The organism is Motilimonas thetidivivens, from assembly GCF_046452435.1.
Lineage (GTDB): Bacteria > Pseudomonadota > Gammaproteobacteria > Enterobacterales > CBDFNC01 > Motilimonas.
In genome coordinates this window covers 26,799-40,936 of sequence record NZ_JBKFDK010000023.1, presented here as the reverse complement: position 1 = coordinate 40,936, position 14,138 = coordinate 26,799, and the positions used below count along the sequence as shown (strand labels likewise).

General features: G+C 45.3%; 16 protein-coding genes. 2 read left to right on the top strand and 14 right to left on the bottom strand.

The features are described from left to right. Nucleotides 1–11: 11 nt before the first annotated feature. The 5 genes from ACK8OT_RS15580 to metB all read right to left on the bottom strand — a co-directional run bounded on the left by ACK8OT_RS15580 (nucleotide 12) and on the right by metB (nucleotide 5,628). Complete coding sequence (locus ACK8OT_RS15580) at nucleotides 12–227, bottom strand: helix-turn-helix domain-containing protein (RefSeq protein WP_410197436.1); 216 nt, start codon at nucleotides 225–227, stop codon at nucleotides 12–14. Next, on the bottom strand, nucleotides 227–793 hold the full coding sequence (locus ACK8OT_RS15575; RefSeq protein ID WP_410197435.1) for a hypothetical protein: 567 nt from the start codon (nucleotides 791–793) through the stop codon (nucleotides 227–229). The genes ACK8OT_RS15580 and ACK8OT_RS15575 overlap by 1 nt, the downstream gene beginning before the upstream one ends. Nucleotides 794–964: 171 nt before the next feature. After that, nucleotides 965–1,912, bottom strand: coding sequence for a ChbG/HpnK family deacetylase (locus ACK8OT_RS15570; RefSeq protein ID WP_410197434.1), 948 nt, complete (start codon nucleotides 1,910–1,912; stop codon nucleotides 965–967). 129 nt (nucleotides 1,913–2,041) lie between these two features. Further along, nucleotides 2,042–4,462 carry a bifunctional aspartate kinase/homoserine dehydrogenase II gene (locus ACK8OT_RS15565; RefSeq protein ID WP_410197433.1) on the bottom strand — a complete coding sequence of 807 codons (2,421 nt, stop codon included), beginning with the start codon at nucleotides 4,460–4,462 and terminating at the stop codon, nucleotides 2,042–2,044. 2 nt (nucleotides 4,463–4,464) lie between these two features. Next, the gene (gene metB / locus ACK8OT_RS15560; protein ID WP_410197432.1) at nucleotides 4,465–5,628 is read right to left on the bottom strand and encodes a cystathionine gamma-synthase; all 1,164 of its coding nucleotides are present in this window, start codon (nucleotides 5,626–5,628) and stop codon (nucleotides 4,465–4,467) included. Nucleotides 5,629–5,931: 303 nt separating this feature from the next. On the opposite strand from metB, the gene metJ reads away from it, so the two are divergent. Then, the gene (gene metJ, locus ACK8OT_RS15555; RefSeq protein WP_410197431.1) at nucleotides 5,932–6,255 is read left to right on the top strand and encodes a met regulon transcriptional regulator MetJ; all 324 of its coding nucleotides are present in this window, start codon (nucleotides 5,932–5,934) and stop codon (nucleotides 6,253–6,255) included. 188 nt (nucleotides 6,256–6,443) lie between these two features. After that, entirely contained in the window at nucleotides 6,444–6,860 is a 417-nt protein-coding gene (locus ACK8OT_RS15550; protein ID WP_410197430.1) for a hypothetical protein, read from the top strand. Between the two features lie 170 nt (nucleotides 6,861–7,030). Here the strand turns inward: ACK8OT_RS15550 and tuf are convergent, their stop codons facing one another. The 9 genes from tuf to ACK8OT_RS15505 form a co-directional block, all read right to left on the bottom strand. Then, nucleotides 7,031–8,215: an elongation factor Tu gene (gene tuf / locus ACK8OT_RS15545; protein ID WP_410197413.1), complete on the bottom strand. Its 1,185-nt coding sequence runs from the start codon at nucleotides 8,213–8,215 to the stop codon at nucleotides 7,031–7,033. A 90-nt stretch (nucleotides 8,216–8,305) separates the two neighbouring features. Further along, nucleotides 8,306–10,399 carry an elongation factor G gene (gene fusA / locus ACK8OT_RS15540; RefSeq protein ID WP_410197429.1) on the bottom strand — a complete coding sequence of 698 codons (2,094 nt, stop codon included), beginning with the start codon at nucleotides 10,397–10,399 and terminating at the stop codon, nucleotides 8,306–8,308. A gap of 90 nt (nucleotides 10,400–10,489) precedes the next feature. Continuing rightward, entirely contained in the window at nucleotides 10,490–10,960 is a 471-nt protein-coding gene (gene rpsG / locus ACK8OT_RS15535; protein WP_410197428.1) for a 30S ribosomal protein S7, read from the bottom strand. Between the two features lie 107 nt (nucleotides 10,961–11,067). Further along, entirely contained in the window at nucleotides 11,068–11,442 is a 375-nt protein-coding gene (gene rpsL, locus ACK8OT_RS15530; protein WP_410197427.1) for a 30S ribosomal protein S12, read from the bottom strand. Between the two features lie 209 nt (nucleotides 11,443–11,651). After that, nucleotides 11,652–11,942: a sulfurtransferase complex subunit TusB gene (gene tusB / locus ACK8OT_RS15525; RefSeq protein WP_410197426.1), complete on the bottom strand. Its 291-nt coding sequence runs from the start codon at nucleotides 11,940–11,942 to the stop codon at nucleotides 11,652–11,654. A gap of 8 nt (nucleotides 11,943–11,950) precedes the next feature. After that, complete coding sequence (tusC, locus tag ACK8OT_RS15520; RefSeq protein WP_410197425.1) at nucleotides 11,951–12,304, bottom strand: sulfurtransferase complex subunit TusC; 354 nt, start codon at nucleotides 12,302–12,304, stop codon at nucleotides 11,951–11,953. A 70-nt stretch (nucleotides 12,305–12,374) separates the two neighbouring features. Next, nucleotides 12,375–12,761: a sulfurtransferase complex subunit TusD gene (gene tusD / locus ACK8OT_RS15515; RefSeq protein WP_410197424.1), complete on the bottom strand. Its 387-nt coding sequence runs from the start codon at nucleotides 12,759–12,761 to the stop codon at nucleotides 12,375–12,377. Between the two features lie 67 nt (nucleotides 12,762–12,828). After that, entirely contained in the window at nucleotides 12,829–13,212 is a 384-nt protein-coding gene (locus ACK8OT_RS15510; protein ID WP_410197423.1) for a RidA family protein, read from the bottom strand. A gap of 62 nt (nucleotides 13,213–13,274) precedes the next feature. Further along, nucleotides 13,275–14,069 carry a UDP-2,3-diacylglucosamine diphosphatase gene (locus ACK8OT_RS15505; protein WP_410197422.1) on the bottom strand — a complete coding sequence of 265 codons (795 nt, stop codon included), beginning with the start codon at nucleotides 14,067–14,069 and terminating at the stop codon, nucleotides 13,275–13,277. Between the last annotated feature and the right edge of the window lie 69 nt (nucleotides 14,070–14,138).

Sequence of the window (14,138 nt, the reverse complement as noted above, 5' to 3'; positions counted from 1 at the left end):
CACTGTAGCCGTCATTTGGATTCATCATCAACATATTCCAAAATATCACCGGGCTGGCAATCGAGCGCCTGACACAGCGCGTTCAATGTGGAAAACCGAACCGCCTTGGCGTGGTTATTCTTTAAGATAGATAGGTTAGCAGGCGTAATATCCAACCGTTCGGCTAGCTCTCCTAGGCCAATATTTCGCTGCGCCATCACCACATTCAAGTTGATCTTAATGGCCATTAAACTAAGCCTTCTGAGTCTTTTTCATAGTCAATCGCCATTTTGAGTGCACCAGCGACAATAAAAGTGAGGCCACAGTTTAACAAACCGTAAAATAGATTTTCAGACACATTTCCCAACAAGGAATATTCAAACACAGCCCCTGTAATATTGGCGTGTTGTAAAATCAACTGAGCATCAAAATGGCTTATAGCGGCGCTTAGTAAAGCAAGGGGGATGTATAATATGCCCATCACCTTTAAATACTTAAAGTTTTCATCACAAAAAACATAACCTCTTTTGATACGGCTACACAAACGTCGCAATACGTCTAAATACATGATTGCTACGATGAGCCCTAACAACGCAACAAACATTCCCATTCCATTCTCAGGCTCTCCATTTAGCGGGATGCTCATTCCCTCAAAGTTCACCTCGGTTATTGAGAAAGGATTTTCTGAAAAGCCTGCCAAGCTGAAGATAAAAACACCGAGCAGGATAACAGATGAGATCACACAAACAATCAATCCTGCAATACAAACGCCATGGATAACAGTGGCGATTTTACTCATGGTCTGAAATTTCATTTTACTTTCCTTGGTTAAATCAAGATAAGTAAAAATATAGTCAAACACCAGATACAAAACAATATTTATTTATTGTTTTTCGATAAATAATTACTGTAATACATAAAAACTAGGCTCTAAACACACAAAAACCACCCGCAGGTGGTTAGCTGAAATCGGATAAGGTATCTCTTACAGGCAATCTATGTTTTCGCGTTTTAGGGCTCTCATACCCGCAAGATTGCTTGTTTTAATGTCTTCTTGCTTAATCAGCTGATGGATTTTATCCGCTCGCCAAATCGCAAAATCACTCTCTCTAAGCACCATGTCTTCCATAGCTTCAGCGGCACTGGGAGTGTTATAGGAAGGATGGATAGCTAAATGATTAATCCCGTACTGCAGCGTTTCCACCATATGGCGGTATTTTTTCTCAGCGATGTCCGGATCTGCTCGGCGCTCATCGGGATTGTATTGCATGTAGTACACATCAGGCACCACGGCACCGACTTGTTGTAACTCGGAGGTAATGCTTTTTTGCTTACTGGGGTTAAACCAAAACCCTTGATAAACCGCTGCCAGCTGATAATCGTTGGCCAAATTGTAAAATAGATTGACCAGCTCGGCATTTTGCATCAGTACCAGCATGTGCGCATCAATATGGGTGATATTAAGTCCAGCCTGAAGTGCGGTATCAATTTGCGCTCTGAGCTCTTGCTCTATCTCCTTGATATCAGCATGCTCTAACACCTCTTGAGTGGTTGCCCATAGCAAGCCTTGTGGATTGTATAAGCTAGGCACCTTAGAGGGTGGTAATACTCCGCCCCAAGGTTGCTTCTCTTGCCATTCATTGGTGAGGGTTAAATGCAGCCCAACAGGAAGGTTGCGCGCCGCTGCTATCTTGGCCGATAAGGTAAAATTAGGCGCAGGCACCATTAAAGACATAGTCTGAGCTTTATTGTGATCAATCAGCTCAAAAGCCGCCTTGTCATAATCGGGATGCATGCCTACATCATCAATATTCACTATCAATACCCGATCGGATTGCTCAAAACCAAGACACTGCGCCAATTGTGATTCTCGACCATGACTACAAGCTGTCAGTAAAACCCAAGACAGGGATAGCACCAGTTTAGCTTTCATATCAGTCCCTTATGAAAATAATCATTTTCTCACGCATAGGTCTAATGAGCAAATGGGTTTACTTTGCTGACAATAACGAAAAAACCACCCGAAGGTGGTTTTGTATCTCAGCTAAGTCACTCGCTTGGCTTACGCCAGCTTTTCACACAAGCTGATTAAGTCTGCTTGGATAGCGCCTGCGGTTACTTCGCGGCCAGCACCCGGACCTTGAATGATCAATGGGTTGGTGCGATACCAGTTGGTTTCAATGGCAAAGATGTTGTCACATGGCAACAAGTTAGCAAAGGCGTGATTGTCAGGTAGCGCTTCAAGACCGACCGTGGCTTTACCTTTGTTATCAAAACGTGCCACGTAACGCAGGACCTTGCCTTGCTTATTGGCTTTAGCTAATTTTTCCGCTAGTAGCTCATCTAATAATTGGGTCTTTTGCATAAAGTCATCGGCGCTGCCTTGTTGCAGCTCTTCAGGAACTAAAGACTGTAGTTCAATGTCTTTTTGCTCTAAGTTCAGACCGACTTCGCGAGCTAATATCAGCAATTTACGCATGACATCGTTGCCCGATAAATCTTCACGCGGATCCGGCTCGGTTAAGCCTTGCTGCCACGCTTGATCCAGTAGCTCAGAGAATGGTACCGAACCATCGTATTGCTGGAATAACCAAGATAAGGTGCCAGAGAAAATACCACTGATGCCTTGGATGGTATCACCCGAGCCTTGCAACATAGCTAAGGTAGGCTGTACCGGTAAGCCTGCACCTACGGTAGCGTTGTATAACCAATGACAACCGTGATCGGCAAAGCTTTGCTTCACTTCATTATAGAAAGCAAGATCGGCTGAGCCGGCAAATTTATTCGCGGTGATTAAATGGCAGTGGCGCGCAGCTAATTCTGGATAGTAGCGACTGACACTTTCACTGGCGGTGATGTCTAACACGATAATTTCATCATAAGGATGATGCTTGAACTTAGACAGCACTTCTTCCCAAACAAATGCTTTTGGCTCAAAACCCGCACTGATGGCCGCAGGATCTAAGCCATCAAAATCAATCTCGCCACCGAGGTGGTTAAACACGGCGCACAAGGTGAGTTTTTGGTTAAAACGTTTCTCAACTTTTTGTTTTTCGGTGGTGATTAATTTCAGCCATTGGCCGCCAATGTTACCTGTACCAAACAATACCAAGCCAATGCGCTTAGGACGTTTAAATAGGGCTTCATGTAAGGTTTTTAATAGCGGCTCAAGTAAGATTTCTTTGGTCACCGCCACTAATGACAGCTTGCGCTCACAGGCTTGAATAAATTCAAGAGGCTGGGTTGATAGCGCGCGATAGAAGCGATAGCACTGCTCGGCATTATCACTCACGCCATTACCCACTAAACCCACCATGCTGTAGCCAGAATGTAGCTCAACACTCTTTAGCTGCTGCCTTGTATTGGCAAAGGCTTTGGCCACTTCGAAAGCTGAATCAGCCACTTCTGGGGTGTAAACCAAACGCAGTAGGTTTTTCTTCTTGTCGATATGCTCTACCAGCGGGGTAACAAACTTAGCGCTCAGGGCATGGTGCAGCTCAGCTTTTAGTGCAACAAGATCGTATTCAGGATCTAACTCTACCTCAATGACGCAGGCTTGCTCTAAACCGGTCACAATCTTGGCCGCGCCGAGTTTATGCTGGCGACGTACAATTTGGGTTGAGCCTTCGTCGGGTGCGTAGCTTGAACGCAGGCTTAAACGCTGTGAACTTTCAATCACAGGTAATAGCGTGCGAGCATGTAGTACAGGTGAGCCAAGGCGTGACAATTCAGCCGCTTCATCAAGTGATAAGCGCTCCATTAGCACCGCATTTTTTACCTTACGCGGATCGGCGCTAAATACACCGGCTACATCACTCCAAATTGTAGTGGAGACGGCATTGGCGATGGCGCCCGTTACTGTTGCTGAGTAGTCACTGCCATTACGGCCTAAGGTGACGGTATGGCCTTCGCTATCAGCAGCAAAGAAACCGGTGATCACCACACGATGTTGTTCACGACCCAGTAATTGCTGAGTTAACTTTTCACGCGAGAGCGCAACATCGACCACAGGCTGAACACCAAACTCGGCGCTTAAATAAGTGCGTGAGTCTAACCAGCTGGCCTGCATACCGATTTGTTGTAAGTAAGTCGCTAATAGACGAGCCGACCAAACTTCACCAAAGCTTAAAATTTCATTACTCTGGTAACGGTCTAGCTTGTTTTCAAGAATTAAGGCAAGACGCGTTAAATCGTTATCTAAGGCTGCTAACGCCTCACTTTGCCACTCGCCGTCGAGTAATTCGGTGACAAGGTTACGCTGGAAATCAGATAAAGAAGCAAGTGAAACCGCCGCCGCACTATCGCCATCTTTCGCATACTCGGTAATTTCGATTAACCGATTGGTGGTCTTACCCGCTGCAGAAACGACAATCAGATCTGTGCTAGTCGAATACTTGTCGATAATATTCGCTACGCGACGAAAACAGTTTGGATCAGCTAGGCTGCTGCCCCCAAATTTGTGCACATGTCTTGTTTGTTTCACCTTTACTTCTCCTGCGCCATAGCCTTAAAGGCATTATCTAAATCGGCGATTAAGTCGTCAGCATCTTCGAGGCCAACGGATAAACGAATCAGGGTATTGAAAATACCCGCTTGCGCTTGTGCTTCATCACTCATGGCGCGATGAGTCATGGTTGCAGGATGAGCAACTAAACTCTCAACGCCGCCAAGGGATTCGGCTAATGAAAATAATTTCAGATTATCAAAAAATACCCGTAAACCTTGCTCATCAGCATCAAGATCAAAGCTAAACATAGAGCCAAAGTCTTTTTGCTGGCGCTTAGCTATTTCATGGCCGGGATGCTCAGGCAAGCTTGGGTGATAGATTTTACTTACCAAAGGCTGAGTTTGTAAGTAGGCAAGGATGGCGTTGGTATTTTCTTGGTGATTGCGGATGCGCGCGCCTAAGGTACGAATGCCGCGTAAGGTCAGATAAGAGTCAAACGCTGAACCCGTGAGTCCTAAGCAGTTTGCCCACCAAGCTAAATCTTCACCCAATTGTGGATCTTTGGTCACCACAGCGCCCGCCACTACATCGGAATGGCCATTAATGTATTTGGTGGTTGAATGAATAACGATATCCGCCCCGAGCTCAAGAGGCTGCTGTAATGCGGGTGACAAGAAGGTGTTATCAACGACCACTAACGCGCCCACGGCTTTTGCTTGCTGGCAAATTTTTGCGATATCAACCACACGTAATAATGGGTTACTGGGCGTTTCTAGCCAGACAATTTTCGGCTTTTTGGCAATCGCCGCCGCCATTTGCGCATCATCACCCTGATCAATAAAGCTCACATCAAAGGCTTTTTTCTTCGCGCAGCAATCAAATAAGCGATAACTGCCACCGTAACAGTCATGGGGAGCAACCAGAAGATCGCCAGGACTAAGTAATGCGGTGATCAAGTTAACCGCCGCCATGCCAGAGCAAGTCACAATACCGGTACTGCCGTTTTCTAACTTGGCAATGGCCTCACCTAAAATGGCACGAGTTGGGTTGCCAGAGCGACTGTAATCGAAGCCGCGAATTTGGTTATAACCTTCAAAGGTATAGTTAGTACTTAAATAAATAGGTGGCACCACAGAGCCATGTTGGGTATCGGATTCGATGCCGGTTCGTACGGCTTGAGTGGCCTGCTTATACTGCGCCATGATTTAAGTACTCCATAATAAATATCCCGCAACTTTAAGCCAGCAGGAGCAAGACGTCAACACTTCTGGACGTCTAAACGGCTCTAGATTGATTTTTTACAAACTTAGTCTACCTGAGTGGGGATGTGAACGACAATAGAAGTTAGCCAGCAAGCTTGTTCGCTGCCATTCAAATGAATAGGTACCTGTTGGGCATAGATGCCTGTTGAGCATTTTCAGCCATCTAAGCATCTTTACCGATGGATTGCCTCATATTGCGTGAGAGGTTAGAATAAGCCTGATATTTGATAAGGGTAAATTAGCATGACGTCAAAATGGAACGGTGAATACATCAGCCCCTACGCTGAACACGGTAAAAAAAGTGAGCAAGTAAAAAAGATCACTGTGTCCATCCCGCTCAAGGTGCTTAAAATATTAACCGACGAACGCACCCGTCGTCAGGTCAATAACCTACGCCATGCCACTAATAGTGAACTGCTCTGCGAAGCCTTTTTGCATGCTTATACGGGCCAACCCTTGCCCGAGGATAATGACTTACGTAAAGATCAAAACGATGGCCTACCCGAACAAGTGAAGAAAATCATGATTGAAAAGGGTATCAGCATTGATGAGTATGAAACCGAGTAATCCAAGCACCCTATCCTTTCTCAACTAACTAGCCAGTGCGACGCATTTGTTGAACTACGCCTAATGGATATAGTTAAACTGGCTTAAGTATCCAGCTGTCTCAATACACAATTTTTAGTCCAGTAGCTTTTCACTCCTTAGCGATCCTGCTAGATTACACTTAGGTTAAATTAAGCAGGGAGCTTATTGTGCGACTTTTCGCTGTTGTAATATGTAGTACCTTATCTTTGTCAGCCTTCGCTGCAACTGAGTGCGCCGAAGAAGCAATAAAGTCGGTGGCTGTTGCCGATGCAACCGCAGGCATTGAACGCTATCAAAACCTGACAATCGACTATTCAAACTGTGATGAATTTGACGAACAAAGTGCTCACGCCATTTACGATTTCAGTTATGACCTAACCTATAGCCAAGTCTGTCATGGAGAAGAAGGCTTTAAACTAGGCAAGGCGGGATTACCGCCCAATCAGGTATGTAAAGACTATATAAACGCGGGTTATTACCGTCATCGTCACGCTCAAGGCATAGAGCGTTATCGCCAAGATATGTATCAAAAGGCGAAAAAAGAAGCCGCCGCAAAAGCAGCTGCAGAAGCGGTCGAACAATAGTTCATCGCTACTCTCGGGTTAATGCCTATAAGCATTAACCCGAGCCTACATATTTACCCCGTCCAAATCCCTACTTAATATCTGATCCATCTAATATCATCTCTCACATTTTGTTCAGGCAATAAAAAAGGCCGCCGAAGCGACCTTTTTGTGTTTCACATCAATCGATCTTATTCGATGATTGAAGAAACAACACCAGCACCAACTGTACGGCCACCTTCGCGGATTGCGAAACGTAGACCTTCGTCCATTGCTACTGGAGCGATTAGCTCAACAACAAACTTAAGGTTGTCGCCTGGCATTACCATTTCTACACCTTCTGGAAGCTCTACAGCACCAGTGATGTCAGTTGTACGGAAGTAGAACTGTGGACGGTAACCTTTGAAGAATGGTGTGTGACGACCACCTTCATCTTTAGATAGTACGTATACTTCTGATTCGAACTTAGTGTGTGGAGTGATTGAACCAGGCTTAGCTAGTACTTGACCACGTTCAACATCTTCACGCTTAGTACCACGTAGAAGAATACCACAGTTCTCACCTGCACGACCTTCGTCTAGTAGCTTACGGAACATCTCAACACCCGTACAAGTTGTTTTAGATGTCTCGCGGATACCTACGATTTCAACTTCGTCTTGTACACGTACGATACCAGCTTCGATACGACCTGTTACTACAGTACCACGACCTTGGATTGAGAATACGTCTTCGATAGGCATGATGAATGGCTTATCGATTTCACGCTCTGGCTCTGGGATGTAAGTGTCTAGTGCTTCAGCTAGCTCTAGTACTTTCGCTTCCCATGCTTCGTCGCCTTCAAGTGCTTTAAGCGCAGAACCTTGGATTAGTGGTAGGTCATCACCTGGGAAATCGTACTCAGATAGAAGTTCACGAACTTCCATTTCTACTAGCTCTAGTAGCTCTTCGTCGTCAACCATGTCACATTTGTTCATGAATACGATGATGTAAGGTACACCAACTTGACGAGAAAGTAGGATGTGCTCACGAGTTTGTGGCATTGGGCCATCTGTCGCAGCTACTACTAGGATTGCGCCGTCCATTTGAGCAGCACCAGTGATCATGTTTTTAACATAATCGGCGTGTCCTGGACAGTCTACGTGTGCGTAGTGACGAGTAGGAGTGTCGTACTCGATGTGAGAAGTATTGATCGTAATACCGCGCTCACGCTCTTCTGGAGCATTATCGATAGATGCGAAATCTTTTGCATTACCACCGTAGTGCTTAGTTAGCACTGAAGAGATCGCTGCAGTTAGAGTTGTTTTACCATGGTCAACGTGACCGATAGTGCCCACGTTTACGTGAGGCTTACTACGTTCAAATTTTTCTTTAGACACGACGTGTACCTTCTTTATCTAAGTGTTAGCCCATTTGTTATGGGCCTTCAAAATTACATTAAACAGAGCAGGGATGATTCCCTACCCCGATTACTTCGCCTCAATGATAGCGTCAGCGATGTTTTTAGGTGCTTCATTGTACTCTTTGAATTCCATCGAGTACGAAGCGCGGCCCTGTGTGGCAGAACGCACATCGGTAGCATAACCGAACATTTCTGCTAACGGAACCTTAGCTCGGATGATTTTTAGACCAGCTGGACCTTCATCCATGCCTTCAATCATACCGCGACGACGATTCAAGTCACCAACTACATCGCCCATCCAATCTTCAGGGGTAGTCACTTCAACCTTCATCATAGGCTCAAGAATAACCGGATCCGCCTTAAGCGCACCGGCTCTAAAGCCCATTGCTCCAGCGATCTTAAACGCCATTTCATTGGAGTCAACATCGTGGAATGAACCATCAAATAGGGTGACTTTCACGTCTAGCATAGGGAACCCAGCTAATACCCCTTGGTCCATTTGTTCTTTACAACCTTTATCAACAGCCGGGATGTAATCTTTTGGAACCACACCGCCAACAATTTCGTTGACAAACTCGTAACCTGAACCCGGCTCTAATGGCTCTAGCTTCAACCAAACATGACCATATTGACCACGGCCACCCGATTGACGCACGAACTTACCTTCCACTTCAACCGCCTTGCGGATAGCTTCACGGTAAGCTACTTGAGGTTTACCTACGTTACAATCAACGCTGAATTCACGCTTCATGCGATCAACTATGATATCTAGGTGTAGTTCACCCATACCAGAAATCAAGGTTTGTGCTGATTCTGCGTCGGTTTCAACGCGGAATGAAGGATCTTCAGCAGCCAATTTTTGTAACGCAATGGCCATCTTCTCTTGGTCAGCCTTAGTTCTAGGCTCTACCGCAATTTGAATAACCGGCTCAGGGAATTCCATACGTTCAAGGACAACCTTGTTATCCATATCACATAGCGTGTCACCCGTGGTGACATCTTTTAGGCCGATAGCAGCCGCTATGTCGCCCGCACGGATTTCTTTTAATTCTTTACGATCGTTAGCGTGCATTTGCACGATACGACCAAAACGCTCACGCTTTTGCTTCACTGAGTTGTAAACAGCATCACCTGTATTTACCACACCTGAATAGACACGTAAGAAAGTCAAGGTTCCCACAAACGGGTCCGTTGCTATCTTAAATGCTAACGCTGCAAAAGGTTCGTCGTCAGAAGAAATACGACATACCTCGTTTTCAAGCTCATCAACACCTGTGATGGCTTTAACTTGGTTTGGTGCAGGTAGATATTCTACTACTGCATCCAGTACGGCTTGCACACCTTTGTTTTTAAAGGCACTACCACAACAAGCTAAAACGATTTCGTTATTAATGGTACGTTTACGCAGGCCTGCTTTGATGTCTTGTTCTGAAAGCTCACCTTCTTCAAGGTATTTTTCCATCAATTCATCGGATGCTTCAGCGGCACTCTCCACCATGAATTCACGCATTTCTTCTGCTTTGTCTTGTAACTCAGCAGGAATGTCCGTGTATTCAAAGGTCATACCTTGATCGGCTTCGTTCCAGTTAATCGCCTTCATTTTAATCAGGTCGATAACGCCACGAAACTCTTCTTCTGCACCGATATTTAATTGAATCGGTACACAATTAGCACCTAAGCGGTCACGAATTTGATCAACAACACGCTCAAAGTTCGCGCCTGCACGGTCCATCTTGTTAACAAATACCATGCGAGGCACTTCGTATTTGTCAGCTTGACGCCATACAGTTTCTGATTGAGGTTCTACACCTGAGGAACCACAAAACACAACCACCGCCCCATCGAGCACACGCAAAGAACGCTCAACTTCGATTGTGAAGTCAACGTGTCCTGGGGTATCGATGATGTTAATGCGATGTTCGTCGAATTGCGCTTCCATGCCACGCCAGAAGGTAGTAGTAGCAGCAGAAGTGATAGTGATACCACGCTCTTGCTCTTGCTCCATCCAATCCATGGTCGCAGCACCGTCATGTACCTCACCAATTTTGTGAGATAGACCAGTATAAAAAAGCACGCGTTCAGTAGTGGTAGTTTTGCCTGCGTCAACATGAGCACAAATACCAATATTCCGGTAACGCTCTAAGGGAGTTGTACGAGCCACAATATTTCCTCTTAACTAAAGAAACGCTTAATAATTAAGCGTTTCTTCAGATAATAACTAACGGCGTGACCAACTAGCCACGCCATAATATTACCAGCGGTAATGTGCAAACGCTTTGTTTGCTTCAGCCATACGGTGAACGTCTTCACGTTTCTTAACCGCAGTGCCTTTGTTGTCAGCAGCATCAACTAGCTCACCAGCTAGACGTGCAGCCATAGATTTTTCACCACGTTTACGTGCTGCTTCAACTAACCAACGCATAGCCAGTGCATTACGACGACTAGGACGTACTTCAACTGGAACTTGGTAAGTAGAACCACCCACACGGCGAGATTTAACCTCAACAGTTGGGCGCACGTTATCAAGAGCTACTTCAAAAATGTCTAGGTGCTCTTTACCGCTCTTTGCAGCAGCAGCTTCTAATGCACCGTATACGATTTTTTCTGAAATAGATTTTTTACCATCAACCATTACTACGTTGATGAATTTGGCCAGAATCTCTGATCCGAACTTAGGATCCGGTAGGATTTTACGCTGACCGACGACGCGTCTTCTTGGCATCTTATATTCTCCGTTTGCTTCAGGTGTTACCCAAAACGATTAATTAAAATTGTTTATAAACGATTAATTAAAATTGTTTATGCTTGGCCTTACTTTACGAAGAACCATTAACCCTTAGGACGTTTAGCACCGTACTTAGAACGACCTTGACGGCGTGCAGTAACACCAGAAGTATCTAGTGCACCACGTACTGTGTGGTAACGTACACCCGGTAAGTCTTTTACACGACCACCGCGAATTAGGATTACGCTGTGCTCTTGTAGGTTGTGACCTTCACCACCGATGTAAGAAGTTACTTCGTAGCCGTTAGTTAAACGAACACGAGCAACTTTACGTAGTGCCGAGTTAGGTTTTTTAGGAGTAGTTGTATATACGCGAGTACATACACCACGTCTTTGTGGGCACGCTTGCAGCGCAGGCACGTTGGTTTTTTTAACCGGTGCTTTACGTGGTTTGCGAACCAGCTGTGAAATTGTTGCCATTAAAAATAGCTCCTGATACTTATATAACGTGAAAAATCGGCCCCCAAAACTGGGGACGCGAAATTTTATTACCCTTGACCAAGCGTGTCAAGGACAACGCTGCGCATAAAGTAAACCAATTACACCTGAGTCAACCCCAAAAGAGAGTAATAACGATGACCTGCGAAGTGAAGCATGCAGCCAATTTTAGATTTTCTAAGCCATTATGGCTACCAAGCCAAACTCGATTGAGCGCGAGTGACAAGCTCAACAAAACCTTTGTAATCAATTTCTTTACCGAACTGAGCAGTCACGCCACGGGCGTTTAGATCCGCGCTAACAAGATACAAGCGACCTTGCTCAGCCAACTCGGACAGCTGGGCTAAGTAAGCATGTTGCGTCGCACTGCCAAGCACGCCATTTTCAAGTAGCAATAATAAATCATCTGGCCCCATGCTGGCTAAGGCTTGGCTTAATGTCAGATCGGTAAAGGGAGACTGCTTCACGGTGTGTAGTATCATGGTGATCCCTAAAATTTAATCAGATATTGCTGCTGTTGTAACACTTGATTGAATTCTGCAGTAGGTAGAGCCCTAACCGTAATAGCTAGTTGCTGAGGATCAATTTGGCGAACCTCACAGTCTTGCTGATTAACGTAGATTTCTTCTACATCATATAAATCAAGCAACTTAAACATAGGTTCAATGTGGCGCTGCATAATCGCTTGCGGATCTTGATTTGGCATCAACTGGTAAATGCCATCACCACTGAACAGTAAGGTTAGCTGCTCGGTAAAGGCAGAAAGAGCCAACGCTGCATCAAGGGCTTCTCTGGCATTAGCATTGCCGTGGGGCGCTAAGGTATTAAGGATGGCTAATTTCATTGGTTAACTCTATGGCAGATAATCAGATAACAAACGGCTTTCGGATTAAGGCAACTAAACGAAAGCCGAGCTAAAACTGGACAAGGCGATCAGAGCGAGCGATCAGTTCGGCAAGCTGCCCGAGCCCTGTCATTGCAAAAGGTGCGGCCAAATTACTGCATGCCATTTGTTGCTCTTGGGCACTGCTCTCATCGACAACACCACGACGCAGCGCGGCCGAAATACAGACATCAAGGCGAATATTGTGTTGATTAGCTAGGTCAGACCAAAGTTTGACCAAGTTTTGCTCATCTGAAGCTGGCAAGGTTAACGCATTGGCATTGCTAACTCCCTGCTGATAGAAAAACACACCAACAACCTCATGCCCCATAGACAGCGCGGCTTCAACAAAGCGATATGCAGAAGCAGAGCCTTGGCTACCGTATGCTGGAGAGTTCACCAAAATGGCCAATTGCATGGTACCTCCCAAATAGTATTGACCTATGATAGTCAAACCCAAGTAGAATTGGGTCTGACTAATCAGACTATTTTACGTATGCAATCGCTTCAACTTCGACCAATACATCTTTAGGTAAGCGTGATACTTCAACACAGCTACGCGCAGGCGCATTAGTTGGAAAATAACGGCCGTAAACTTCATTAAAAGCAACAAAGTTATTCATATCACTTAAGAAGCAGGTGGTTTTCACTACCGTTGTCGCATCCGCTCCCGCCTCGGTCAACACGGCCATCAGGTTTTTCATCACCAACTCAGCTTGTGCTGTGATGTCACCCTGCAACACTTCCATGGTGTCAGGTACCAGTGGAATTTGCCCAGAAGTGAATACCAAATCGCCAAGTTTGTTTGCTTGTGAATAAGGACCGATAGCTTGTGGAGCGTCGTTAGTGGCAATGATTTGCTTAGTCATTTAGTTAGACTCGTTTAGTTAAACAGAGTGTTATCTTAACCTAATCGAGACGAAAACACAGCTTATGCCACACCAGACCACGGCGCCTCTTGCAATAGTTCAAGTGACTCCGTTTGTTCCGTGCTTCGCACTAAATGCAATCGCCCATCCAACTCTTCAACTAATGCACTGCAATTTTCAACCCAGTCACCTAAGTTAGCATAAATGACCCCTTGTTGAGTCACAACCTCGGGATGATGGATATGGCCACATACTAACATGTCCACTTGTTGACGCTTAGCGTAGGTAATGGCGGCTTGCCTATATCGTGCTATGGCGATGTTGGCTTTGGGAATTCGCTCTTTAATATAACCCGCTAAAGACCAGTAATTTAGCCCAAAGCGCTTGCGCCAGCGGTATACAAAGCGGTTTAAAAACAATAATAAATCATACGATAAGTCGCCAATCAGAGCGGTTAGTTTGGAGTAACACACCATGGCATCAAACTCATCACCGTGTAATACCAATACCTTCAAGCCGGAGCTGGTCGTGTGCTGATATTGGTGATGGATTTCGGCGAGGTTTAATTCAGGTTGGCCCAGCTGTCGGATAGCGGCATCGTGGTTGCCAGGCACATAAATAATTTGGGTACCTTGGCGAGCTTTTTCAAACAAAATTTGTACGACTTGCATATGAGCAGCGGGCCAATATGCTTGGCGCTTTAAGGCCCAAAAATCCACAATATCGCCGGCCAATATCAATTTGTCACAGCGCATATTCTGCAAGAACTCGATTAAATACTCAGCTTTACAATCCTTAAAGCCTAAATGAACATCAGAAAGCCAAACGGTGCGATAGGTATGAATAACCTTTGCCATGCCACTTCTCTCTATTGCCAATTTCTTTATCAAAGCTAGCAATACCAGATGAATAAATCGTGACAAGGC

What these genes read in the sequence shown, in the direction of transcription:
- rpsL (WP_410197427.1), bottom strand. Translation starts at nt 11,442, where the DNA reads ATGGCAACAATTTCACAGCTGGTTCGCAAACCACGTAAAGCACCGGTT.
- rpsG (WP_410197428.1), bottom strand. Translation starts at nt 10,960, where the DNA reads ATGCCAAGAAGACGCGTCGTCGGTCAGCGTAAAATCCTACCGGATCCT.
- ACK8OT_RS15570 (WP_410197434.1), bottom strand. Translation starts at nt 1,912, where the DNA reads ATGAAAGCTAAACTGGTGCTATCCCTGTCTTGGGTTTTACTGACAGCT.
- tusB (WP_410197426.1), bottom strand. Translation starts at nt 11,942, where the DNA reads ATGATACTACACACCGTGAAGCAGTCTCCCTTTACCGATCTGACATTA.
- metB (WP_410197432.1), bottom strand. Translation starts at nt 5,628, where the DNA reads ATGGCGCAGTATAAGCAGGCCACTCAAGCCGTACGAACCGGCATCGAA.
- ACK8OT_RS15580 (WP_410197436.1), bottom strand. Translation starts at nt 227, where the DNA reads ATGGCCATTAAGATCAACTTGAATGTGGTGATGGCGCAGCGAAATATT.
- ACK8OT_RS15575 (WP_410197435.1), bottom strand. Translation starts at nt 793, where the DNA reads ATGAAATTTCAGACCATGAGTAAAATCGCCACTGTTATCCATGGCGTT.
- tusD (WP_410197424.1), bottom strand. Translation starts at nt 12,761, where the DNA reads ATGCAATTGGCCATTTTGGTGAACTCTCCAGCATACGGTAGCCAAGGC.
- tusC (WP_410197425.1), bottom strand. Translation starts at nt 12,304, where the DNA reads ATGAAATTAGCCATCCTTAATACCTTAGCGCCCCACGGCAATGCTAAT.
- ACK8OT_RS15510 (WP_410197423.1), bottom strand. Translation starts at nt 13,212, where the DNA reads ATGACTAAGCAAATCATTGCCACTAACGACGCTCCACAAGCTATCGGT.
- metJ (WP_410197431.1), top strand. Translation starts at nt 5,932, where the DNA reads ATGACGTCAAAATGGAACGGTGAATACATCAGCCCCTACGCTGAACAC.
- ACK8OT_RS15505 (WP_410197422.1), bottom strand. Translation starts at nt 14,069, where the DNA reads ATGGCAAAGGTTATTCATACCTATCGCACCGTTTGGCTTTCTGATGTT.